The organism is Bacillus cereus (assembly GCF_002561295.1).
In the GTDB taxonomy this organism is placed as follows: Bacteria; Bacillota; Bacilli; order Bacillales; family Bacillaceae_G; genus Bacillus_A; species Bacillus_A cereus_S.
Genome location: NZ_NTUG01000030.1, coordinates 63,402 through 85,397 on the forward strand (window position 1 = coordinate 63,402; position 21,996 = coordinate 85,397).

Genomic DNA, 21,996 nt, shown 5'->3' on the forward strand with positions numbered 1-21,996 from the left:
CAATATGAGCTTTCAACTTCATCCCAATACAACACTCGGTGCTGTGCATGTATATGTATCGAATTTACAACAGTCTCTAGCATTTTATACGGATGTATTACGACTGAAAGTGGTAAAAGAAGAAGGGGATATTGCTACACTTGGTAATGCAAATAATGAACCACTTCTTATAATCGAGGAGAAAGAAAAGGCTCTTCCAAAACAAAGAAGTCGCACTGGTCTATATCACTTTGCAATCTTACTACCAAGTAGACAAGATTTAGCAAACATTCTTCTTCACCTTGTGCAGAAAGTGCATCCGTTACACGGCGGGGCAGATCATTACTTTAGTGAAGCAATTTATTTAGCTGACCCAGATGGAAATGGAATCGAAATTTATCACGATCGTCAAAGAGAAGTGTGGCGTGATGAAAAGGGAGAGCTTCCGTTTGTTAGCAACCCATTAGATGGCGAAGGATTATTACAACAAGGAAATGAGTGGAATGGATTTCCAAGTGGAACAGTAATGGGGCATATTCATTTACATGTTGCTGATTTAGAAGAAGCAAAACGTTTTTATGTAGATGGACTTGGATTTGAAGTGACAATTCCGGCTCGAAACGGTGCGTTATTTGTTTCAGCAGGCGGTTATCATCACCATGTTGGTTTAAACACATGGCAAGGCGAAGGTGTACCGCCGCAAATGCAAAATTCCGTTGGTTTGAAATATTTCACCATTGTATTAGCAGATGAAAAACAAAAAGAGCAAGTGTATGAAAGCTTAAAATATATTGGTGCGGTTGCGACATACAAAGAGGGAATATTACAAGTTGAGGATCCATTTGGTCACTGTATTCACTTCCTTACAAAAGGAGAAGCCTAATAAAGGCTTCTCTTTTTTACTTTCGTATAATTGCCTTTTCGTTTTGTAAAAAAAGTTCATCAAACTGTTTAGCAAGTTCAAAGTCAAGTTTTGTTAAGCCTTTTGCATTCCATGATGACAAAGTAATAATGACTGCTTTATACTGGATAAGGATAAATGGATGGTGATTGTAATCTTCTGATAGTTTGGCGGCTTCAGAGACGAATTCGACACCTTTTAAGTAGTCGGAAAACATATATTTTCTTTCAATCCATTTTTCATCTTTCACTGTCCATTTATCTAGCTTTGTTAATTCCTCGTGTACTTCTTCATCCGTTAGTCGTTGCATTATTTTTCACATCCTTTATTGGGAGTAGGGCAACACCATTATGAATCAAACGTTTTACAGATTCGTTTTCTGTAAAAGTAGAGAGCTGCTCTAGTAATGCAGTAGATGCTTCATGTCCTTTGTTGTGTTTTAAAAATAATTCTACAATTTCAAGACGAAGTAACCATTCTTTTGTATAGACCTTATTTAGTACCTCTTGAATGGCTACTAATTGTTCTACGTGTGAATCTTGTAACACGCCTTCATTTCGAATGTCGCGAACTGTTTGATACATACGATCAAGCTCCGTTAATGTAAGTGGTGCTGGTGTTTCTTCTACTTCTTCATTTATCCCGAAGAATGCAGCTGCATCTACTGCGCCTGGGAATACAGAAGTGATTTTTGCTCCAACTGCCATGTCAAACGCTCCCCATGAAGCATCAAATAATAGACGATCTTTGTAAACTACTGTGCAATCTGTAAATGAAATAAGAGCGATTTTTTCATTATTTTTCACAATATCCGTTACTGTTCCTTTTACATGAACACCGCTGGCAAAGAATAGTTCTACGCGATTACCGATGATAATGCCTAGTGATTGTAACTCCTCATCAGTGCAATCTTCGAGTGAGATATTGTCTTCTAATAAACCAACTGGCGTACCAAATCCATCTTGATGGACACTTGTAGAATGACCCTGCAATTGTTTATTGTTTAGTGCTAATGCAGTTGGTGTATTTGTTCTCATGTAAATGACTGTACCTGCATCATTTTGAATCTTTTCTGCAAATGTACCTGTAATTTGTAACCCGCTACTTAATTCAGCAGTTGCATTGTTTTCAGAACGAATTGCTTTTTCTAATCCCTCTGCACCACCTGTTTTAAATGCCATTGTTTCAGAGAACTTTTCAAGCGCCTCTGTTAATTCTTCGAATGATTCGCAAACAAATAGCTGTGGTTGCATTTTCGTAACATCATATGTCGTTTTTGTACAAGCTTCAATTGAGAATGGAACTTTTTCTACAGCGTCTGTTAAGCAATGTTTACTTTCACCGACAGAAGAAAGAAGACCTGCACCATAAATTTTTGGATTATTAATCTCTCCGATTAAGCCGTACTCGACCGTCCACCAAAAAAGACGAGAAATTTGTTCTGCTTCTGATAAGCCAGAAACAAGCTTTTGCTTTTCGATAACCTCTTTTTCGGCCGCTGCAACTTCTTCTAGTGTAGAAGTTGGGCTTTCTTTCACGATTGTTAAAGTACGCACAGCTTCAAAAGCTTCGTGTTCTTCTTTCGTTGAAAATGCTTTTGCCCCAATTTGTCCAAATCGTTTTACATACTTTGCATATGTAGGGTCAAGTAAAATCGGTGCATGTCCAGCTGCTTCGTGAACGATATCAGGTGCTGGCGTGTATTCAATGTTTTCCACTTTACGAATATCTGTTGCGATTGGTAATAAACCATGTCCTTGGAAATCAAAGAATGCTACACCAGGAATAAGGCCGTCAATCGTTACTGCGCCCCAGCCGCTCGGTGCTAAGCACTCATTCATTTCCTCAACCTTTGGAATTGCATCTATATTAATACCAGATGATTGTAACCCGTTCACATAGGCTGGATGAGCAACATCTTTTAAAAAGTTATGATTTTGTCTCATAATGTAACGCCACACAGCGTGATTAACCGGTGTGTACTGATCGTAATGTTGTGTGGATACGAATGGTTTTAAATGTGATGGAATTTCTGTTTTCTTTGTCATTTATACATCCTCCTTTTGTATCTAAAAACTGCTATCGTTCCTTTTGCGTGTATCCCTCCCTCTTTGTAAGCGCTTATAAAAATTTTATCATAAGATTCGGAATTATTTAATATTTGTTTTTTGAGAAACAGAAAAAAGCCCCTATCGGAAATTTTGATAGGGGCGAAAAAGTAGCAGGACCATTCTATGTATAAGTGAAAATGTTTACATCTCAGTGACTGATAACGGAAAAATTTGTTTTTCTCTCCATGTATAAAGCATGATGAAAAATTATAATTCACACCAACCATCAGCTCCCTGAGTCATAGATATAAGTTTCTACTAGGGAGGACTTCAAAATTAAAATTCGTTCCAATAAATTATGTTTTTTATGAAAATAAATTTAAAAGGTTGTCAATGCTATAATCTTTTCAAATTGTAAATAGCTGGGCATGATAAAGGAGATTAATTATGGGAGGATGAAAGAGAAAAATGTGGAAAAAACTGCTTATTTTTATATTTTGTATTTGCTACTTGCACGAAGTTACAATTGATGTTCAAGCTGAGAAACAAGGTATTCGAGTTGCTTTCATTCGTAACCATGATCTCTGGATAAAAATCGACGGAAAAGAAAAGCAAATAACAAAGGGAGAGTATATAACAAAACCTAAATGGTCATATGATGGAAAGTGGATTGCATATGCAAAAGGTGAGGAACAAAAAGAGCTTGAGTTGTACCGCGTTACGGATGGAAAACAAGTTGCTCCGTCTCAGACAGAGGCAACGAATTATCAATGGTCGCCGGTAGAAAATATAATTGCATTTGAATTTACAGGTACATTAAATACATTTGATGTAGAGAAAAAGGATGCAACGTTTGAAAATGTATCATCAGGTGTAGGTGATTATGCATGGTATCCGGACGGGAAGAGATTTCTTGTTTCATCGGAGGCTCAGTTGCTTCCGACGGGGTGGACAGGAGCGCAACTATACGAAGTACAAAAGGATGCTGGAATGAATCCAAATAAAATGAAGCATCTGTATACATTACCGAGCATGCAGGAGGATTTTTTAGCTTATGTTGCAAGTGATTTCAAATGGTCCCCAAATGGAAAGTGGATTGCATTTTTAGCTGTTCCAACAGCTTCGTGGTCAGCTGATAGCAATACACTTTGCCTTTTGAAAGCGGATGGAAGTTATTTTGAAAAAGTAGATCAAATGTTATTAAATAGCCAGTGGATACAATGGGCCCCATCGAGAAGTATATTGGCTTATATTGAAGGAAGTGGAAGGATTGCACTAGAAAATAAACATTTGAAAATTAAAGAAGTACCTGCTCTTCAGCAAGAAAAATTTACTCCGAAAGGATATGTCGACTGGGATTTTACATGGCATAATGACACACTGATTACCCTTTCAAGAGCAAAAGAAATGGAGTGGGAAAATGAAGAAGAAAAAAGGTCATTACCTTCTTTATACCAAGTAAATATTCAAACAAATCGGCAACGTCAAATTACAACTCCACAAAAAAAACATGGAGATTACAATCCAGTTTATATAAGAAGTGAAAATCAACTGACATGGGTGCGCTCTAATCGGACAAAGGCAGATGTGTGGTTGGCGAGTGGAGATGGATCAAAAGCGAAGAAATGGATTGAAAATATAGATGTTCCTCAGCCGTATTATGAGAAATGGAATTGGGAGGAAGTTATTTCTATTAAATAAGAATGAAACGAAGCCACCTAAAATATATTTTAGATGGCTTTTTCACAATTATTTATGCGTTTTATTCGGCTTCTTTTTTCCTGGATTTCCTTTGCCTTGATGTTTTCTGTTTTGCTCGTCCTTTGCTTGTTTTTTGTGTATTGTGTCTAAGAAATCGTTTGAGTTACTCATTGATGACTCCTCCTGTATGTTTTGTTTTATCCTTTTTACTATATCCATCTAGGAAAGAATCATAAGATGAAAATTAAAAAAATGTATGATTTTTTTCTGTATTTAAGCATCCTTGCCTTGATTGAATTTGAGATGAATAGAAGGGATTGGAAAGAGGATATGGAAGACTAGAGATTATGAAAAAACAATAGAAACACATAGACGTCTATTATGTAGTGAAAGGGATGAAACGATGAAGCTTATTTTCATAAGACATGGTAAAGGAGTACATACACAAGATTTACCTAAGAGTTTGCAATTAGAGAATCCCCCTTTGACGAAAGAAGGCGAACAACAGGCACTGTTACTCCAAAGTAGTTTACCATTACAAGAAAATGATGTATTAATCGCAAGTCCCACGCTTCGAACATTACAAACTGCAGCAATATGGAGCTCGCAAGTAGTTTGCCGTAAAATAACCCATCCGTATATTTCTCCACGTATTTTTCCGTATCGGCAGGGCGGCAGAACATTACCGTGTGATCAGTTGTTAAATCAGCAGATAATTGAAGGGTTATTCCCTAGCTTTTTTGTAGAAAAAAGCAACAATGAGGTTTTATGGAAAAATGGCATAAACACAATGGCGGAGGAAAGATTTAGGGATAGAGCAGATGAATTCATCGATTGGTGTTATACATTACATACAGAAAGAATCTGTATCGTCTCACATGATGGAACAATTACAGCATATAGACAGTATCTGCAAAAGCAGGTACTAACAAGAGAGGATTTTTTAGAAGAAACAGGTGTGTATGAAATAAACTTATAGAATCGAAGAAACAGGTGTTGAATATTGCAGAAGTATTAGGTGGGCATTTAGCTTATATTAGTGAAAAAATAACGTGTTTATCCGAATATAGGATAAGCACGTTTCACATTTACCACACAATTTTTTCACACTTTCTTAATGAAAACCGTTATCAATTATGTTATGATAGCTTCAAGTTTTTACAGGGAAATAAAAGTAACTATACAAATGTTAGTTTTTTACATTCTATGTAACTGTCATGGATTATTCATAATTAACATTTGAAAAATAAGTAACTAATGTTATGATAATACCTGTAACTAACTTAATTACATCTTTAGGAGGAAGATATGGCTATTCAATTTTTAAGAGAAAACAAAGCAGTTTCTTTTGTGTTAGCAGTTATCCGTGTTTATCTTGGGTATACGTGGCTAATGGCTGGAATCGGTAAACTACAGGGAAAAGGATTTGACGCGACAGGATATTTGCAAGGGGCGATTGAAAAGTCAAAAGGAGCACAACCAGCAGTACAATCTTGGTGGGCATCATTTTTACAAGACTTTGCAATTCCGAATGTAGACTTATTTAATATACTTGTAACATGGGGAGAAATTCTAGTTGGAATCGGTTTAATTGTAGGTTGTTTAACGAAAACAGCTGTCTTTTTTGGCCTTGTAATGAACTTTTCCTATATGTTTAGTGGGTCTCTAGGTGTGAATCCACAAATGGTTATTTTATCTATGTTCATTTTAGTTGCTGGCGTGAATGCTGGGAAAATTGGAATTGATGGCTGGATTGTACCTAAATTATTAGGATCAAAAACTCAAAAACGACAGAAGCAAGCTGCTTAATATATAAAATGGGTATCTCAAAGGTGAGATACCCATTTTTGTTACTATGTTGTTTGGATTGGGTTTTTCTCGAAGAATTCTTTGACATAGCCCATAAATTCTTTTGGTTCTTGGCGGAAAGGAGCATGGTATCCTTTTTCGATAATATGGAAGGTGCTATTTTTTAAAAACTGATGATAAGTTTCGCCTTCTTTCCACGATACACTACTATCATTTCTCCCCCAAATAATTAAAGTTGGAAGTTTAATTTCACTTGCGTTAATACGAAGACGTCTAGGCCACATTTTCATTTGATCATAATGCTCCGTGTCGTTGCGTTTAAATTTCACTTTACTTTCATCATAATCTGTAATCGAGGAAACGGTATGTAAATCAGTTGGTAACTGTGGTTTAGGTGAAGCATTTCTATTCGTTAATGATATAGCCCCTGTAGCATCAGTTAATATGAGATGAGTCACTGCAGCCGGGTATAGGTATGTTAAATTAAGAGAAATTTCTCCTCCCATAGAGTGACCAAGTACTGCAAATGTGTCATAGCCTAATTTTTTCATTAACTTATAGTAAAGATTGGCGTGATTTGGAAAAGAATAATGAAAATCCATTGGCTTGGATGAATGACCAAAGCCTAAAATATCAACAGAAATGATGGTATGATCTTTTGCTAAGTCTGAATAAATATCGCTAAAACCGTTGGAAGATCCGCCAAATCCATGCAGCATCAGTAAAGGTGGCTTTTTATCTCCAATTTGTTTGAAATAAATCGTTTGTCCGTCTATCTCAACCATTTTTTCATCGGTACTTAATTTTGTTGCAATTGTATTTTTTACTTGTTTCACTTTTTCTACTGGTTTTTCGGTAGCGTTGCAACTTACTAATAATGTGAGAGCAAGGCAACTAACCATAACATATTTTAGCCGCTTCAAATAGGTGTCCCCTTTCTAACATAACGCTGCATCCATCATAGCAAATAAAAGGTCGCGATTTCCAGATAGGTGGTTTCCATTTTTAATCATAAGTGGTGAAAGTAGCGTTTCTTGAAATCCATTGGATTCTAAATGTGCTCGAAATGCAAATTGTGAGTGTGGAACATCGATACGAATTGTCCCATTCCAGCTCTTGCAAATAGTCTGTAATAATTGAATCGCGTCTTCGCCATGCTGAGCGATAAGAGGGGTAATGCAAAGTGTATCTCCTTTTTGTATACATAATGCAAAAGATTCTATCTTATGGTTTCTTTCAATTTTAAATGAGAGTGTGGCCCTATCTATTAATATTGAATATAGTTTTGGACGACGCGCACTTGTTACGTTTTGATCAAGGTTAATGAGAGATTGAAGATCATGTTGTCCAACTCCCTTCAAATGAGTGTGGGACATAGATGGATTTGTAACAAATTTTTCAAAGCGATGGATCGTTGTAATTGTCGTGAATCCGTATGTTTGGTACAAAGGTATGCCGGCATCGGTTGCGATGAGCATAATAGGAAGAGAAGGTGGTGCTTGCTTTACACAAATATCGAGCAAGGTACGACCGATTCCTTGTTTTTGAAAATTAGGATGAACGATTAACATGCCGATGGAAGAAAAGCCAGGTTCAAAAGAAAATACCCCGCTAGAAGCAACTAGTTTGTTTTGATTCATACCCCCAAATAATGTTCCGATCGAAAGATACATTTCAAATTGTTGCCTCATAAATGATTCATGTTGTAACCATCCAACAGCGTTACAAAGAGAGAGAAGATCAGGGATATGAGATTTAGTTAACTGCTGTATTTCCAAGTAGAATCACCACATTTCTCACATTAATAAAAATATTTTATCATAAAAAAATACGCCTCCTAGATAAACAGATGTTTATTTTTTACGTGTCTACCTAGTGGGGAGCATATTAAGAGTGATCAAAATAGATTCTTTTCTAGCAGTTTTAAGATTAGTTTTTATAAAACTACATCCCACATTATTTTTTTCTAGTTTGTAAAGAAGATATGCTTTGATAATACAGGACAAAGATATACAAAATATAACGAAAATTTACATTACTTAACAAAATATTTACACATAACTAACTTTTCCTTAATAGTTTTCCTTTAAATTGGTTATTGGGAACTTAATAACTAATAACCTATTAGGGGGACAAAAAAGTGAAAAAGTTTATGAAGAAAGCATGGCCATTTGCGGTTGTGACATCGTTAGCGCTTACGTCGGTAGTAACGTGGGGCGCAACACGTTCAGATGTAATTAAAGCGGACGGAAAAGCAAGTGATCCAAAGATTAAGAATGTAATTGTTTTAATTGGGGATGGCATGGGACCTTCGTATATGACAGCTCATCGTTATATGAAAGATAATCTGAAAACATTTGAAATGGAATCAACAGAATTTGATAAACATCTTGTAGGAACACAAAAAACATACCCAGAAGATGAGCATCAAAATATTACTGATTCTGCATCAGCGGCAACAGCGATGTCAGCCGGCGTAAAAACATATAACGCAGCTATTGCGGTTGATAATGATAAAGCAGATGTAAAAACAGTACTTGAGCAAGCAAAAGAACAAGGAAAATCAACGGGTTTAGTTGCAACTTCTGAAATTACACATGCGACGCCAGCGGCTTTTGGAGCGCATGATATTAGCCGTAAAAATATGGATGCAATTGCAAATGATTATTTTGATGAGAAAATTAATGGGAAACATAAAGTGGATGTTCTACTTGGCGGTGGTGTAAATAACTTTGTAAGAAAAGATCGTAATCTTACAGAAGAATTTAAGAAATCGGGTTATAGTTATGTAACGGATCGTGAGCAATTATTAAAGGATAAAAATGATCAAATTCTTGGCTTGTTTGCACCAGGTGGCCTAGATAAAATGATTGATCGTAATGAAAAAACTCCTTCATTAGAAGAAATGACAAATGCAGCAATCAATCGTTTAAATAAAAACAATAAAGGTTTCTTCTTAATGGTAGAAGGTAGTCAAATTGATTGGGCTGGACATGATAATGATGTTGTTGGTGCGATGAGTGAAATGGAAGACTTTGAGAAAGCGTTCAAAGCAGCGATTGAATTTGCGAAGAAAGATAAACATACATTAGTTGTTGCAACAGCGGACCATGCTACTGGTGGATTCTCTCTTGGTGCAAACGGTGAATATAACTTTAATGCAGATGCAATTAAAGCAGCAAAACGTACACCAGACTTTATGGCAAATGAAATTGCAAAAGGTGCAAATGTAGAAGAAACGTTGAAAAAGTATATTGATTTACAATTAACACCAGAGGAAATTAAATCTGTAAATGATATTGCACCATCAAAAGATGTAACGAAAATTGATAATGCGATTGAAGAAATCTTTAATAAACGTTCATTTACAGGCTGGACAACAGGAGGGCATACTGGTGAAGATGTGAACGTATATGCATTTGGACCAGGTAAATATCTATTCTCTGGTGTTCAAGAAAATACAAACATAGCAAAACGTGTCTTCGATATTGTTGGTGGCGGTGACCCTAATAAAGGCAGACAATAGTTACGGAGTAAAGCGAGGCATTTCGCCTTGCTTTTTCTTTTTGGGAGGAATATTGAATGCAAAATTTCACTAAGAAAATAGGATTTGTTATGATAGCTGGTTTGTTGTTAATAGGGTGCCAATCCCATCAAGAAACAGAGAAAAAAGAAGTCACGGTGAAACAGGAACCAAAGATACAAGTAACACCAGAAGAAGAAACAGAAATTCATCATGTAATTGAGGCCTTTGTACAGACGACAAATGAAAAAAACTTTGATCAACATATGGCTCTATTCTCTGACAAAATTGTTGGTGCTGAAGATTTACGAACACAAAAGGAAGCTGCATTTCAAAGAGAAAATAAAAAAATTGAGTTGAATAATGTGAAGGTGAAAAATTTCAAAAGGGACTATGTTGTCGTTGAAACAGAGGAGAAAGAAATAGAGGGTGGAAGACCGCTTCAGAAAAAGGTACAGTACACACTTGGAAAAGAAGAAGAACATTGGAAAATTGAAGAAGTTCGGAAGGTGGAAAAGAAATAAAGAAAGGTTCTCGCATAAGGAGAACCTTTTTATAATGGTAATAAAATTTGACTGGAGCATGCTTCAATGTCATCGATATCTTGACGAATAGTTGCCATTTTATTATCAAGCTCTTCAGCTTTCATGGCTGCATCATGAAGTTCATCTTTCAAATAATCCGGAATATTTCCTTCATATTTATAATAGAGTTTATGTTCCAAACTTGCCCAAAAGTCCATCGCGAGTGTTCGTAATTGAATTTCTGCAAATACTTCTTTTGTGCCGGAATTTAGTGCTAATGGATATTTAATAATCATATGCAAACTTTTATAGCCGTTTTGTTTTGGGCTAGCAATGTAGTCTTTTGTTTCTATAATTTCCATATCTTCACGATTTGCAATGACTTGTTTTAAGTGATAAATATCTTCCACAAAGCAACAGGTAATCCGGATGCCAATAATATCTTGCAAATGTGTTTGCGCGTTCTCAATTGTTGGAGCTAAATTTTTACGCTCAAGTTTTTTAACGATGCTATCAGGCTGTTTTAATCTTGTTTTTATATGTTCAAACGGGTTATAGTCCTCAAGAAATTGAGCTTCCCGGTTCATAATTTCAAATTTTGTCTTCAACTCTTCTAAAGCGAATGTATAAGGTAATACAAATGCCTTCCAATAGTTAACAGTTGATTGATTATATTTCATTTATATACACACCTTTTCATATTTGCAAATAAGGTTGATTATTTATACTAAATACCAAATCATATAAGCACACGCTGCAAATGATGAAATCATAAAACGGTACTTTGGTTTCATTTTTTTCTCTCCTTTCTAATTTAAAATTCATATATCAATACATTGGATTGTTAGTAAATTGATTATGTACAATTTTAATAGTAATAGATTGATGTGAACTTCGTATGAACTAATTGTTTCAGTTTTTTGTCTTTTTAGAGTGATTGTAAAAAAATGTGCTACTACGGCCATTAATATAGGATGGACTTCTTTTGAATGGAGTGGGGAATATATTTTTAATTGCACAATTGACAAAAGAAATAATAGCGTTTAACATATAAATCGTAATCATTACGTTTTAGTTGCGATCTTTGAAGAAAAGGAGGCTTACATATGCGTGTAAATATTACTTTAGCTTGTACGGAATGCGGTGATCGTAATTATATTACAAAGAAGAATAAGCGAAATAATCCAGAGCGTATTGAACTAAAAAAATATTGTCCACGATTAAAGCGAGTGACGTTACATCGTGAAACGAAGTAAAGCAGCTAGAGAAATCTAGCTGTTTTTTCATGAGATGAGAAATTCGCTATATTGATGCACATACGGGAGAGGTAATTTGGAGTAAATAGGACAAGTGTTAAGAAATTCTTGTGGTTATGCCACAAGAATTTTTTTATGCATTTCTATTCTTAAATGGGTACAGACACAAAGAACCACCCGCACACATACATATAGTAAAGACCACTATTTTGGCGGGGGTGAAGGGTTTGAGTCTATTCGCCGCAATTGGATACATGATTCGTGAAGTATTTGTATTTGTCTCTTATGTTAAAAACAATGCGTTTCCACAGCCATTATCATCAGATGATGAAAAAAAGTACTTAGAGTTGATGGAGCAAGGTGATGCTCACGCGAGAAATCTTTTAATTGAACATAATTTACGGCTTGTGGCTCATATTGTTAAGAAATTTGAAAACACAGGTGAAGATGCAGAAGATTTAATTTCCATCGGAACGATTGGGCTTATTAAAGCAATTGAGAGTTATTCAGCAGGGAAAGGGACGAAGCTGGCGACATATGCGGCTCGTTGTATTGAAAATGAAATTTTAATGCATTTGCGCGTATTGAAGAAAACAAAAAAAGATGTTTCACTTCATGATCCGATCGGACAGGACAAAGAAGGGAATGAAATATCACTTATCGATATTTTAAAATCCGAATCAGAAGACGTCATTGACATGATCCAGCTCAGCATGGAATTAGAAAAGATCAAAGAGTATATCGATATTTTAGATGAACGAGAGAAAGAAGTCATTGTAAAAAGGTTCGGACTCGGTCTTGATAAGGAAAAAACGCAACGAGAAATTGCAAAAGCATTAGGTATTTCAAGAAGTTACGTGTCACGGATTGAGAAACGAGCGCTGATGAAAATGTTTCATGAATTTGTTCGAGCAGAGAAGGAGAAGAAAGGGAAAACATAAGGTGCGCGAAGCGGCTGCAGTTCGAGTGCAGCCGTTTTTTCCTTTGACGAAAATAGAATAAAAACAAGAAACTATAGGAAGAAATATACGTTCACTGTTGAAAATGACGAGTTCTATCTGTAATATTAGAAGGTGCTAATGAATTTAAGAATGAAGTCGTACCTATTTTTTCTTTTTTATATAAGTGAACGTAAAAAACATTTTCAGGCGTTCCACTGCATGATATAGAAAGAAAAGAAGGACAAACTAAACGCAATTGTTATATTAAGACGTATTAGGAGGTTTCGCGATTTGCGACGTACATTATATCGACTTATGATCGAACTTACAAACGGTCGTTTTACTTCTTATATATTACGTAAATTTGCACAGTCTCGCTTAAGTTCCATTATTATTTCTTCCTATGCGAAAGTGTTTCAACTGAATCAGGATGAGATGGAAAAGGATTTAAAGGAGTATCGCACGCTGCATGAACTATTTACACGTAAGTTGAAAGAAGGAAAACGAGAAGTAGATGCATCGGCATCAAGTGTTGTTAGCCCTGTTGATGGGGTATTTGCTGATCATGGACCTATTGAAGAAACGAAAACATTTGCTATTAAAGGCAAGCATTATTCGATTGTGGATATGCTAGGTAATGAAGAGCGAGCAAAGCGTTATGCTGGTGGTACATACATGGTTATTTACTTAAGTCCAAGCCATTATCATCGTATTCACAGTCCACTCTCAGGTACTGTGACAGAGCGATTTGTACTTGGAAGAAAATCATTTCCAGTAAACGCAGCAGGGATGAAATATGGAAAAGAGCCGTTGTCAAAGAATTATCGTTCTATTACAGAGGTTGATAGTGAAGGACAACATATGGCACTTGTAAAAGTAGGAGCTATGTTTGTAAATAGTATTGAACTTCTTCATGAAAGAAACACTGTTCAAAAAGGTGAAGAGATGGCATACTTTACATTTGGTTCCACAGTCGTTTTACTGTTTGAAAAAGGGATGGTTGAAGTTGTTTCAACGTTAACGAGCGGTCAAGAACTTCGCCTTGGTGAAAAAATTGCAACTCGCATATCCTAATGAAAGCTGACAGTAAAGTTGTATTGCAAAATTGTGAGGGCACTAAGAAGTTAGATGAGCGTATGTGCTAGATGAAATGGTTCTATGTAGGGAAGTTTCATTTTATTAAAGAGCCATCTTGAGGATGGCTCTTTTTACAGGTGAAGCAGCAGTCTATATGTACTCAAGACGATTTGGCGAGCTTGTCCTCTAATGATCGTCGAATGATTTCTTGTTTTATAAGTAAAATGAAGTCAGGATTTAATTTTAGTTCTTTTGCTTTATAATAAGACTCAGTGAGTAACTCAGTAGATAACTGTTCCATATGTTTTGTTTTCAAGGTGAGTCACCTCCGATAATAAGGATAGGTTCTTTGTTGCATCTACTGTACCAAAAAAATGTGATAGTCACAAACGGCTATTTATCCACATATAGTCGTGGATAAGATGTGTGTTAATTGTTGATAAATTGAGAATTAACTGATAATTAAATGTGGAAAATGTGTACAATGTTATCCACAAGTGAGTTATCGAAAAATGCTGTCGAAAAATTTTATGAATACTCCTCAAAGAGGTGAAAGAAATTGAAATTATTTTTACCAAATGAATACGTAAAAAACGTATATAATGTTCAACCAGAAGATTTAAAGAAACGTGGCATTAAAGGGATTATTACTGATTTAGATAATACTTTAATTGAATGGGATCGCCCAAATGCAACACCTAAGCTAGAGGAATGGTTTTTAAAAATGAAAGAGCTGGGCATTCAAGTAACAGTTGTTTCGAATAATAATGAGCAACGTGTAAAGGATTTTGCAGATCCACTGGGCATTCCATTTATCCATAGCGCACGTAAACCGTTTGTTCGTGCTTTTAAGCGTGCGATACAAGAAATGAAATTAACAGCGGATGAAGTGGTTGTCATTGGCGATCAATTGTTAACGGATGTATTAGGTGGAAATCGTGTCGGTTTATATACAATTTTAGTTGTGCCAGTAGCACAAACAGATGGACTTGTAACGCGCTTTAATCGAAAGATTGAAAGAAGAATTATGAGGAATATGAAGAAAAAAGGTTTAATTAACTGGGAGGAATAAAGTTTGACTGAAACAATTAAATGTATTGGTTGCGGTGTAGAAATTCAAACAGAAAATAAAAATGAGGTTGGGTATGCACCAGTTTCATCTTTAGAGAAAGAACAAGTAATTTGTCAACGTTGTTTTCGTTTAAAGAATTATAATGAAATTCAAGATGTGTCTTTAACAGACGATGATTTCCTCCGTATTTTAAATGGAATTGGACAATCGGATGCACTTGTGGTCAAAATTGTAGATATTTTTGATTTCAATGGTAGCTGGTTACCAGGTTTGCATCGTTTTGTAGGGAATAACAAAGTATTGCTTGTTGGAAATAAATCGGATTTAATTCCAAAGTCAGTAAAGCATGATAAAGTAAAACATTGGATGCGTTATAGCGCAAAGCAACTTGGATTAAAACCGGAAGGTATCTTTTTAATTAGTGCAGCAAAAGGACAAGGAATCCGTGAACTTGCTGAGGCGATTGAACAGTATCGCGATGGTAAAGATGTATATGTTGTTGGGTGTACGAATGTTGGTAAATCTACATTTATTAATCGCATGATTAAAGAATTTAGTGAAGAAACTGAAAATGTGATTACAACATCTCATTTCCCAGGGACAACGCTTGATTTAATTGATATTCCATTAGATGAAAAATCATCTTTATATGACACACCAGGTATTATTAATCACCATCAAATGGCGCATTACGTGGGAAAACAAAGCTTAAAGCTGATTACACCGACAAAAGAAATTAAGCCAATGGTATTTCAATTAAATGAAGAACAAACATTATTCTTCGGCGGATTAGCACGTTTTGATTATATTAGCGGTGGTCGTCGTGCGTTCACTTGCCATTTCTCAAATCGTCTACCAATTCATCGTACAAAGCTTGAAAAAGCAGACGAATTGTATGAAAAACATGCAGGGGAATTATTAAATCCACCAACTCCGGAAGAAATAGAAAATATGCCTGGGCTTGTGAAATACGAATTTAATATTCGTGAGCCAAAAACAGATGTTGTATTCTCTGGTTTAGGATGGGTTACTGTAAATGAATCTGGGGCAAAGATTGTGGCCCATGTACCAAAAGGAGTTAGTGTTTCATTACGTAAATCTTTAATTTAATATGGAGAGGGATTTATGAAACAATTATATGGTGTAATCGGAAATCCAATAGGACATTCGTTGTCGCCGCTTATGCATAACGATGCATTTGAGAACTGTAGTATAGACGCTCATTATCATGCATTCCTTGTAGAAGAAATGGCGCTAGGGGAAGCGGTGAAAGGGTTAAAGGCATTAGGAGTATCGGGGTTTAATGTCACGACTCCCCACAAGGTTTCAATTATGAAATATTTGGATGAAATAGATCCATTAGCAAAACAAATTGGTGCTGTGAATACAGTCGTTCAGAGAGACGAAAAACTAATTGGTTATAATACTGACGGAATTGGTTATGTTCGTTCTTTGCAATCGATTAGTAAAGACCCGCTGGATCAAAAGCGTATTTTATTACTTGGTGCCGGCGGGGCGTGTCGCGCTATCTATTTTTCGCTTGCAGACGCAGGGGTAAAAGAAATTGATATTGCCAATCGAACAGTGGAAAAGGCAAATCAACTAATCGCTGGATGTCAAGGGAAGATTACATCACATGCTCTTTCGCTAGAGCAAGCAACAGAAAAACAAAAGAATTATGATATTATCATTCATACGACAACAATAGGTATGTATCCACATGTCCAAAGTACACCACTGCAAATTCAATCCTTGAAACAAGGAACGATTGTTTCGGATATTATTTATAACCCATTTGAGACGAAGCTTTTGCAGGATGCGAAAGCGCAAGGAGCAATTGTACAAAATGGGATTGATATGTTCGTTTACCAAGGAGCGCTTGCATTTGAAATGTGGACAGGACGTATGCCAAATATCGAAAGAATGAAACAATTAGTAATGAGAAAGCTTGGAGGCTAACTATATGTTAACAGGAAAACAAAAAAGATTTTTACGTGCAAAAGCACATCATTTAACACCAATTTTTCAAGTTGGAAAAGGCGGCGTAAATGAAAATATGGTAAAACAAATTGCAGATGCGTTAGAAGCTCGTGAGTTATTTAAAGTGAGCGTACTACAAAATTGTGAATTTGATCGCCGTGAAGTTGCAGAAGAACTAGCTAAAGGTGCGAGAGCTGAAATTGTTCAAGTTATTGGAAGCACAATTGTTTTATATAAAGAATCAAGAGAAAACAAACAAATCAAACTGCCACAATAGTAATTAGGGTGATGTAGGTCGTTTCCATAATTTACCCCGCTATTTGCGGGCAGTAAGACCCCTACCTCAAGATTTAGAGAGAAACGAGGAAGGTAGGTGTGGGATCAACTGCCNNATTAAAGTTTCACTTTATTCCGCATGAATTGGGCAGTAATCTTTCCTCAGGTTGTTTTGGAAAGATTACTGCTTATGAACTAGAGGAGGGTGTTTTGTTTGAAAAAGATCGGAATCATTGGCGGTACGTTTGATCCGCCTCATTATGGACATTTGTTAATTGCAAATGAGGTGTATGATGCACTCGCGCTTGATGAAGTATGGTTTTTGCCGAATCAAATTCCACCTCATAAACAGGATCGTAATATTACAAGTGTGGAAAATCGATTAAACATGCTAGAGTTAGCAATTGGGAAAGAGGAGTATTTCTCGGTTTGTTTAGAAGAGCTAAGAAGAGAAGGTCCATCCTATACATATGACACTATGTTACAATTAACAAAGAAGCATCCGGACGCGCAGTTTCATTTTATTATTGGCGGAGATATGGTGGAGTACTTACCGAAATGGTATAACATTGAAAAATTACTTCAACTTGTAACTTTTGTTGGGGTTGCAAGGCCAGGGTATACATTACGTACGCCTTATGACATCGTTACAGTAGAAATTCCGGAATTTGCTGTTTCTTCCTCCTTAGTGCGAAAGAGGTATAAGGAGAAGAAAACGTGCAAATATTTGCTTCCAGAACAAGTACAGGTATATATCGAGAGGAATGGGCTGTATGAATCGTGAGAAAGCACTTGAGATTGTAAAACAACAAATGCATGAAAAGCGTTATATACATACAATTGGTGTGATGGAAACGGCAATCGAACTGGCTAAGCTATATGGTGTGGATGAAAAAAAGGCAGAAACAGCTGCTATATTCCATGATTATGCAAAATGTAGACCGATTCAAGAAATGGAAGACATTATTAAGCGGGAAGAGTTGCCGAAAGATTTACTTCACTACAACAAAGAGTTATGGCATGCACCAGTTGGGGCATACTTAGTAGAAAAAGAAGTCGGCATTACGGACCCAGAAATTTTGCAAGCTATTACATATCATACAAGTGGTCATGAAAAGATGACAATGCTTGATAAGGTTATTTATGTGGCGGATTATATTGAACCTGGCCGTAAATTCCCTGGTGTGGAAGAAGCGCGGAAGTTAGCAGGAGAAGATATAAATAAAGCTTTATTATTTGCATTAAAGCGCACAATTCAATTTTTAATGGAAAAAGATCAAACGATCTATCCGTTAACATTTCAAACATACAACGCAGTTATCAAGGAGGAAATTACGGAATGAACGATAAAGAGTTATTAGTGTTAGCAGCAAAAGCAGCTGATGATAAAAGAGCAGAAGATATGGTTGTATTAAATATGCAAGGTATTTCACCAATTGCAGATTATTTTATTATTTGTCACGGAAATTCAGATAAACAAGTGCAAGCCATTGCACGTGAAATAAAAGCGAAAGCACATGAGTTCCAAATCGACGTACAACGTATGGAAGGCTTCGATGAAGCGCGTTGGGTGCTAGTGGATCTTGGGGATGTAGTTGCGCATGTATTCCATAAAGATGAGCGTGATCATTATAATTTAGAGCGTCTATGGGGCGATGTACCACGTGAAGATATTACAGAAGAGTTAAGCCAATGAGATATGAGCAATTTGCATTGTTGTATGATGAACTCATGAATGATGTCCCGTATGATAAATGGGTTGAGTTCACAGAGGAAAGCCTACAGCAGGCAGGTATGAAAGAGGCGAAAATTCTAGATGTAGCATGCGGGACTGGGAATGTAACCCTTCCACTTTTGAAAAAAGGTTATGACATGATTGGTGTCGATCTTTCAGAGGAAATGCTAACAGTTGCCCAACAAAAACTTGGGGGAGAAGGATATTTTGTCCCTTTTTACCAACAAGATATGAGAGAATTGGATGTTCCAGGTGAATTTGATTGTGTAACAATCTTTTGTGATTCATTAAATTACGTATTGCAAGAAGAAGGTATACAAGAGACGTTCAGACGAGTATTTCACCACTTACGTCAAGGTGGTCTGTTCTTATTTGATGTGCACACTTTATATAAAATTCATCATGTATTTCAAAATGAAACGTACACAGTGAATGGGGAAGAAATAGCTCTTATTTGGAACTGTTTCCCTGGCGAAGAATCAGATAGTGTAGAACACGACTTATCCTTCTTTGTACAGGATCCAGAGGAGGGCGTATACCATCGCTTTGATGAATGTCATATGCAACGTGCCTATTCAGTTGAACTATTAACGAAATGGCTTGGAGAAGCTGGTTTTACAGTCCTTCGTGTTACTGGTGATTTTGAGCGAATGGAAGTAACGGAACAAACGGAACGTGTCTTTTTTATGGCGAAAAAGAATGGATAAAAACAAAAGCAACCGATTAGGTTGCTTTTGTTTTGTTTAGAATATGATATTTTCTTTATAGAAAAGTAGAAAAGTAATGCCTATAAAATATAAAAATAAAGTTTGATGAAAAATAGGGCGAGAAAAAAATAAAGAGTTTTAGGAGGAGTTTATTGCATTGTGGCGTATTGGTTAAGTGTGTTTATTAAATTGTTGCTCCACGCCTTCTAAGTCTTCATCATATTTTTCATGTGTGCGCTCGAATAATCTATGGAACATATCCCCAACGTGATCTTCTAAAATCCGAATGCCTTCTCCTGTAACGCCGCCTTTTACGCATACTTTCTCTTGCAGAGTTGGTAATGTGAAAATTTCTTTTTCTAGTAATTTCCCCATCCCGATAATCATTTCACTTGCCAAAGTAGTTGCTTCTTCATGAGTAATACTTGTTTCGTCAACAGCAGCATCAATGAAACGTTGTAGTAAATAGCTGAAGAATGCAGGCCCGCAGCTTGCGATATCAGATGAGACTCTAGTAATATCTTCTCCAATTACAATAGGTGTAGAAATATTTTTAAATAAACGAAATAATTTTTGCTTCCATTCTTTCGAACAGTTTTTTCCGAATGTAAATAGTGAGGCGCCAGAGAATGCTCGGTTTGTGATGCTTGGAATAATACGTGCGACATTGCAAGAGACTATCTTCTCTAATTGATTTGCAGATATGGGGCTTGTAATAGAAATTAAACATTTCTCATCAGTAAAGTGAGCAGCATGTTTTGTCAAAATCGGATATATATCTAGAGGTTTAACGCAAATAAAAATAAGTTGAGAGCGCCCGATTACCTCTTGCACAGTTTTTGCTATATGAACAGAAGGATACTTCTCTTTTATATGATATGCTTTGGCAGGCGTACGATTCACAATAGTAAGGCACGAAGGTTTGACAGCACGGGTTTCTAAAAATGCATCGATTAGTATTTTCCCCATGTTTCCTGTCCCTATAATTCCTATGTTCAATGTTTCATCCCTCCTTCGTAACATCTTTCTCCTAAACAATATGAACTATGTTGTGAATTTATGAATTGGAGGTATTAAAATCATGCAGAATTTTCAAAAGAAGTGGTTTGCTTTATTAGGAGCTATTGGGGTTGTATTTATCCTCTTTATGTGGCAGACAAAGCAGCAAGCCGAGCAACCGACCGTGAAAGTGAATCAGAATGCGAAGAGTGAAGAGAACAAAAGTACATTGAAAGCGATAGAGTCAAAAGAACAAAAGAAAACAATAGTAATTGATGTAAAAGGAGCCGTACATCGTGAAGGCGTATATGAGCTGGGAATGGGCGCGCGTGTGAAAGAGGGGATTGAAAAAGCGGGAGGTTTTTTGCCTGAAGCGGATCGTACAAAAGTGAATTTAGCACAAATCATGCAAGATCAAATGCTTCTTTATGTTCCGAAAAAAGGAGAGCAAGTCCAGGGAACTAATCCATCTTCAGAGCAAGAAGGGAAAATTCAAATTAATGCTGCCTCAAAAGAGCAACTTGAAAAAATAACGGGAATTGGGCCTCGAAAAGCAGAAAATATTATGAAATATCGAGAAGAACATGGACCATTTCGAAAAATGGAAGATTTATTGGAGGTGGATGGTATCGGAGAGAAATCTCTTGAAAAAATAAAAGATAAAATAATTATTCAGTAAGGATTGACGAACTTTTTCTTCTTTCGCTACACTACAAGTAGATGAAAAAGTAGGTGAAGATATGGAACGAATTTCTTGGGATCAATATTTTATGACACAAAGCCATCTATTATCACTGCGCAGTACATGCACAAGGCTTGCGGTAGGAGCGACAATTGTTCGTGATAAGCGAATTATCGCTGGTGGTTATAACGGTTCGATTAAAGGAGGTGTTCATTGTATAGACGATGGTTGTTACGTCATTGATAATCATTGTGTTCGTACAATTCATGCTGAAATGAATGCCTTGTTGCAATGTGCAAAATTTGGTGTGAAAACAGAAGATGCAGAAATTTATGTTACGCATTTTCCTTGTCTGCAATGTTGTAAAGCTATTATTCAAAGTGGTATTACAGCTGTTTATTATGCCCGAGATTATAAAAATCATCCGTACGCTGTGGAATTATTTGAACAGGCAAATGTAACAGTGAAACACGTTCCGCTTGAATATGATATTACATCGTTAGAGCAACAGGAGCGTAATTTGCAATTAAAAGAACTGTTTTCATCTTTAGAAAAAGACGATTTAACAATGAATGAATTACAACAAGTATTCGCTAAAGCAAAAGAAATGCTATAAGTGTTTGTTCGAAAAGAAGGGTGAAGAGAGCCGAGCAGTTCAAGGCACGGAAGCTAGGAGGATACAGGGTGTAGATGGAACTACATAAGTACCGGACTGGCGACGTAACGAAGACATGTGACAGTTATCTCCGGATTTTTTGAACATCCGCTACAAGGGGTGAGTAT

At 36.3% G+C, this 21,996-nt stretch carries 27 protein-coding genes; 19 read left to right on the top strand and 8 right to left on the bottom strand.

Annotated features, from left to right (window positions below):
• Window positions 1-4 precede the first annotated feature (4 nt).
• The gene (locus CN373_RS16790; RefSeq protein ID WP_000009858.1) at window positions 5-862 is read left to right on the top strand and encodes a VOC family protein; all 858 of its coding nucleotides are present in this window, start codon (window positions 5-7) and stop codon (window positions 860-862) included.
• 16 nt (window positions 863-878) lie between these two features.
• Here the strand turns inward: CN373_RS16790 and CN373_RS16795 are convergent, their stop codons facing one another.
• Together CN373_RS16795 and CN373_RS16800 are read right to left on the bottom strand one after the other, a co-directional pair.
• A complete protein-coding gene (locus CN373_RS16795; RefSeq protein ID WP_098359758.1) occupies window positions 879-1,193 on the bottom strand; it encodes a 4a-hydroxytetrahydrobiopterin dehydratase in 315 nt (104 codons plus the stop codon).
• Window positions 1,171-2,928: an aromatic amino acid hydroxylase gene (locus tag CN373_RS16800; protein ID WP_098359759.1), complete on the bottom strand. Its 1,758-nt coding sequence runs from the start codon at window positions 2,926-2,928 to the stop codon at window positions 1,171-1,173. The genes CN373_RS16795 and CN373_RS16800 overlap by 23 nt, the downstream gene beginning before the upstream one ends.
• A gap of 471 nt (window positions 2,929-3,399) precedes the next feature.
• On the opposite strand from CN373_RS16800, the gene CN373_RS16810 reads away from it, so the two are divergent.
• A complete protein-coding gene (locus CN373_RS16810) occupies window positions 3,400-4,632 on the top strand; it encodes an eIF2A-related protein (protein ID WP_000265638.1) in 1,233 nt (410 codons plus the stop codon).
• Between the two features lie 48 nt (window positions 4,633-4,680).
• Here CN373_RS16810 and CN373_RS16815 read toward each other — a convergent pair whose 3' ends face one another.
• Window positions 4,681-4,803 (bottom strand): DUF4023 domain-containing protein, encoded by a 123-nt coding sequence (locus CN373_RS16815; RefSeq protein ID WP_098359761.1) that lies wholly within the window; start codon window positions 4,801-4,803, stop codon window positions 4,681-4,683.
• A gap of 232 nt (window positions 4,804-5,035) precedes the next feature.
• Here CN373_RS16815 and CN373_RS16820 point away from each other — a divergent pair, with 232 nt between their 5' ends.
• Window positions 5,036-5,611, top strand: coding sequence for a histidine phosphatase family protein (locus CN373_RS16820; RefSeq protein ID WP_000766559.1), 576 nt, complete (start codon window positions 5,036-5,038; stop codon window positions 5,609-5,611).
• Window positions 5,612-5,940: 329 nt separating this feature from the next.
• Window positions 5,941-6,441 carry a DoxX family protein gene (locus CN373_RS16825; protein ID WP_098359762.1) on the top strand — a complete coding sequence of 167 codons (501 nt, stop codon included), beginning with the start codon at window positions 5,941-5,943 and terminating at the stop codon, window positions 6,439-6,441.
• 44 nt (window positions 6,442-6,485) lie between these two features.
• Here CN373_RS16825 and CN373_RS16830 read toward each other — a convergent pair whose 3' ends face one another.
• Entirely contained in the window at window positions 6,486-7,364 is an 879-nt protein-coding gene (locus CN373_RS16830; RefSeq protein ID WP_098359763.1) for an alpha/beta fold hydrolase, read from the bottom strand.
• A gap of 15 nt (window positions 7,365-7,379) precedes the next feature.
• Window positions 7,380-8,219: a GNAT family N-acetyltransferase gene (locus CN373_RS16835; RefSeq protein WP_000405484.1), complete on the bottom strand. Its 840-nt coding sequence runs from the start codon at window positions 8,217-8,219 to the stop codon at window positions 7,380-7,382.
• Window positions 8,220-8,581: 362 nt separating this feature from the next.
• Here CN373_RS16835 and CN373_RS16840 point away from each other — a divergent pair, with 362 nt between their 5' ends.
• Window positions 8,582-9,967 (top strand): alkaline phosphatase, encoded by a 1,386-nt coding sequence (locus tag CN373_RS16840; RefSeq protein ID WP_098359764.1) that lies wholly within the window; start codon window positions 8,582-8,584, stop codon window positions 9,965-9,967.
• A 56-nt stretch (window positions 9,968-10,023) separates the two neighbouring features.
• Window positions 10,024-10,488: a hypothetical protein gene (locus CN373_RS16845; RefSeq protein ID WP_001179000.1), complete on the top strand. Its 465-nt coding sequence runs from the start codon at window positions 10,024-10,026 to the stop codon at window positions 10,486-10,488.
• A gap of 29 nt (window positions 10,489-10,517) precedes the next feature.
• On the opposite strand, the gene CN373_RS16850 is transcribed toward CN373_RS16845, so the two are convergent.
• Complete coding sequence (locus CN373_RS16850; RefSeq protein WP_000876798.1) at window positions 10,518-11,168, bottom strand: GTP pyrophosphokinase; 651 nt, start codon at window positions 11,166-11,168, stop codon at window positions 10,518-10,520.
• A gap of 426 nt (window positions 11,169-11,594) precedes the next feature.
• On the opposite strand from CN373_RS16850, the gene rpmG reads away from it, so the two are divergent.
• From rpmG to CN373_RS16865, 3 genes are all read left to right on the top strand, one after another.
• Window positions 11,595-11,744 (top strand): 50S ribosomal protein L33, encoded by a 150-nt coding sequence (gene rpmG / locus CN373_RS16855; protein WP_001265619.1) that lies wholly within the window; start codon window positions 11,595-11,597, stop codon window positions 11,742-11,744.
• A gap of 227 nt (window positions 11,745-11,971) precedes the next feature.
• Complete coding sequence (gene sigK, locus CN373_RS16860) at window positions 11,972-12,685, top strand: RNA polymerase sporulation sigma factor SigK (protein ID WP_000051380.1); 714 nt, start codon at window positions 11,972-11,974, stop codon at window positions 12,683-12,685.
• A gap of 291 nt (window positions 12,686-12,976) precedes the next feature.
• Window positions 12,977-13,759, top strand: coding sequence for a phosphatidylserine decarboxylase (locus CN373_RS16865; RefSeq protein ID WP_001255012.1), 783 nt, complete (start codon window positions 12,977-12,979; stop codon window positions 13,757-13,759).
• Window positions 13,760-13,922: 163 nt separating this feature from the next.
• Here CN373_RS16865 and CN373_RS16870 read toward each other — a convergent pair whose 3' ends face one another.
• Window positions 13,923-14,078, bottom strand: a complete 156-nt coding sequence (locus CN373_RS16870) for a sporulation histidine kinase inhibitor Sda (protein ID WP_000850093.1) — start codon at window positions 14,076-14,078, stop codon at window positions 13,923-13,925.
• Window positions 14,079-14,321: 243 nt separating this feature from the next.
• On the opposite strand from CN373_RS16870, the gene CN373_RS16875 reads away from it, so the two are divergent.
• The 8 genes from CN373_RS16875 to CN373_RS16910 all read left to right on the top strand — a co-directional run bounded on the left by CN373_RS16875 (window position 14,322) and on the right by CN373_RS16910 (window position 19,532).
• Window positions 14,322-14,834 (top strand): YqeG family HAD IIIA-type phosphatase, encoded by a 513-nt coding sequence (locus CN373_RS16875; protein ID WP_000765317.1) that lies wholly within the window; start codon window positions 14,322-14,324, stop codon window positions 14,832-14,834.
• 3 nt (window positions 14,835-14,837) lie between these two features.
• Entirely contained in the window at window positions 14,838-15,944 is a 1,107-nt protein-coding gene (gene yqeH, locus CN373_RS16880; RefSeq protein ID WP_000140808.1) for a ribosome biogenesis GTPase YqeH, read from the top strand.
• A gap of 15 nt (window positions 15,945-15,959) precedes the next feature.
• Window positions 15,960-16,793, top strand: coding sequence for a shikimate dehydrogenase (gene aroE, locus CN373_RS16885; protein WP_098359765.1), 834 nt, complete (start codon window positions 15,960-15,962; stop codon window positions 16,791-16,793).
• A gap of 4 nt (window positions 16,794-16,797) precedes the next feature.
• Window positions 16,798-17,091: a ribosome assembly RNA-binding protein YhbY gene (yhbY, locus tag CN373_RS16890; protein WP_000955222.1), complete on the top strand. Its 294-nt coding sequence runs from the start codon at window positions 16,798-16,800 to the stop codon at window positions 17,089-17,091.
• Between the two features lie 213 nt (window positions 17,092-17,304).
• Window positions 17,305-17,874 carry a nicotinate-nucleotide adenylyltransferase gene (locus CN373_RS16895; RefSeq protein WP_000719445.1) on the top strand — a complete coding sequence of 190 codons (570 nt, stop codon included), beginning with the start codon at window positions 17,305-17,307 and terminating at the stop codon, window positions 17,872-17,874.
• A complete protein-coding gene (yqeK, locus tag CN373_RS16900) occupies window positions 17,864-18,433 on the top strand; it encodes a bis(5'-nucleosyl)-tetraphosphatase (symmetrical) YqeK (RefSeq protein WP_001078360.1) in 570 nt (189 codons plus the stop codon). Before CN373_RS16895 ends, yqeK begins: the two co-directional genes overlap by 11 nt.
• A complete protein-coding gene (rsfS, locus tag CN373_RS16905) occupies window positions 18,430-18,786 on the top strand; it encodes a ribosome silencing factor (RefSeq protein ID WP_000998192.1) in 357 nt (118 codons plus the stop codon). The genes yqeK and rsfS overlap by 4 nt, the downstream gene beginning before the upstream one ends.
• Window positions 18,783-19,532 (top strand): class I SAM-dependent DNA methyltransferase, encoded by a 750-nt coding sequence (locus tag CN373_RS16910; RefSeq protein ID WP_098359766.1) that lies wholly within the window; start codon window positions 18,783-18,785, stop codon window positions 19,530-19,532. Before rsfS ends, CN373_RS16910 begins: the two co-directional genes overlap by 4 nt.
• Before the next feature lie 171 nt (window positions 19,533-19,703).
• Here the strand turns inward: CN373_RS16910 and comER are convergent, their stop codons facing one another.
• Entirely contained in the window at window positions 19,704-20,531 is an 828-nt protein-coding gene (gene comER / locus CN373_RS16915; RefSeq protein ID WP_001020535.1) for a late competence protein ComER, read from the bottom strand.
• Window positions 20,532-20,610: 79 nt separating this feature from the next.
• Here comER and CN373_RS16920 point away from each other — a divergent pair, with 79 nt between their 5' ends.
• Window positions 20,611-21,210 carry a helix-hairpin-helix domain-containing protein gene (locus CN373_RS16920; protein ID WP_033664261.1) on the top strand — a complete coding sequence of 200 codons (600 nt, stop codon included), beginning with the start codon at window positions 20,611-20,613 and terminating at the stop codon, window positions 21,208-21,210.
• Window positions 21,211-21,271: 61 nt separating this feature from the next.
• Window positions 21,272-21,829 (top strand): ComE operon protein 2, encoded by a 558-nt coding sequence (locus CN373_RS16925; RefSeq protein ID WP_098359767.1) that lies wholly within the window; start codon window positions 21,272-21,274, stop codon window positions 21,827-21,829.
• Window positions 21,830-21,996: the final 167 nt, after the last annotated feature.

What these genes read in the sequence shown, in the direction of transcription:
- rpmG (WP_001265619.1), top strand. Translation starts at nt 11,595, where the DNA reads ATGCGTGTAAATATTACTTTAGCTTGTACGGAATGCGGTGATCGTAAT.
- CN373_RS16815 (WP_098359761.1), bottom strand. Translation starts at nt 4,803, where the DNA reads ATGAGTAACTCAAACGATTTCTTAGACACAATACACAAAAAACAAGCA.
- yhbY (WP_000955222.1), top strand. Translation starts at nt 16,798, where the DNA reads ATGTTAACAGGAAAACAAAAAAGATTTTTACGTGCAAAAGCACATCAT.
- rsfS (WP_000998192.1), top strand. Translation starts at nt 18,430, where the DNA reads ATGAACGATAAAGAGTTATTAGTGTTAGCAGCAAAAGCAGCTGATGAT.
- CN373_RS16810 (WP_000265638.1), top strand. Translation starts at nt 3,400, where the DNA reads ATGTGGAAAAAACTGCTTATTTTTATATTTTGTATTTGCTACTTGCAC.
- aroE (WP_098359765.1), top strand. Translation starts at nt 15,960, where the DNA reads ATGAAACAATTATATGGTGTAATCGGAAATCCAATAGGACATTCGTTG.
- CN373_RS16850 (WP_000876798.1), bottom strand. Translation starts at nt 11,168, where the DNA reads ATGAAATATAATCAATCAACTGTTAACTATTGGAAGGCATTTGTATTA.
- CN373_RS16845 (WP_001179000.1), top strand. Translation starts at nt 10,024, where the DNA reads ATGCAAAATTTCACTAAGAAAATAGGATTTGTTATGATAGCTGGTTTG.
- CN373_RS16825 (WP_098359762.1), top strand. Translation starts at nt 5,941, where the DNA reads ATGGCTATTCAATTTTTAAGAGAAAACAAAGCAGTTTCTTTTGTGTTA.
- CN373_RS16925 (WP_098359767.1), top strand. Translation starts at nt 21,272, where the DNA reads ATGGAACGAATTTCTTGGGATCAATATTTTATGACACAAAGCCATCTA.
- CN373_RS16800 (WP_098359759.1), bottom strand. Translation starts at nt 2,928, where the DNA reads ATGACAAAGAAAACAGAAATTCCATCACATTTAAAACCATTCGTATCC.
- CN373_RS16910 (WP_098359766.1), top strand. Translation starts at nt 18,783, where the DNA reads ATGAGATATGAGCAATTTGCATTGTTGTATGATGAACTCATGAATGAT.
- CN373_RS16820 (WP_000766559.1), top strand. Translation starts at nt 5,036, where the DNA reads ATGAAGCTTATTTTCATAAGACATGGTAAAGGAGTACATACACAAGAT.
- CN373_RS16790 (WP_000009858.1), top strand. Translation starts at nt 5, where the DNA reads ATGAGCTTTCAACTTCATCCCAATACAACACTCGGTGCTGTGCATGTA.
- yqeK (WP_001078360.1), top strand. Translation starts at nt 17,864, where the DNA reads ATGAATCGTGAGAAAGCACTTGAGATTGTAAAACAACAAATGCATGAA.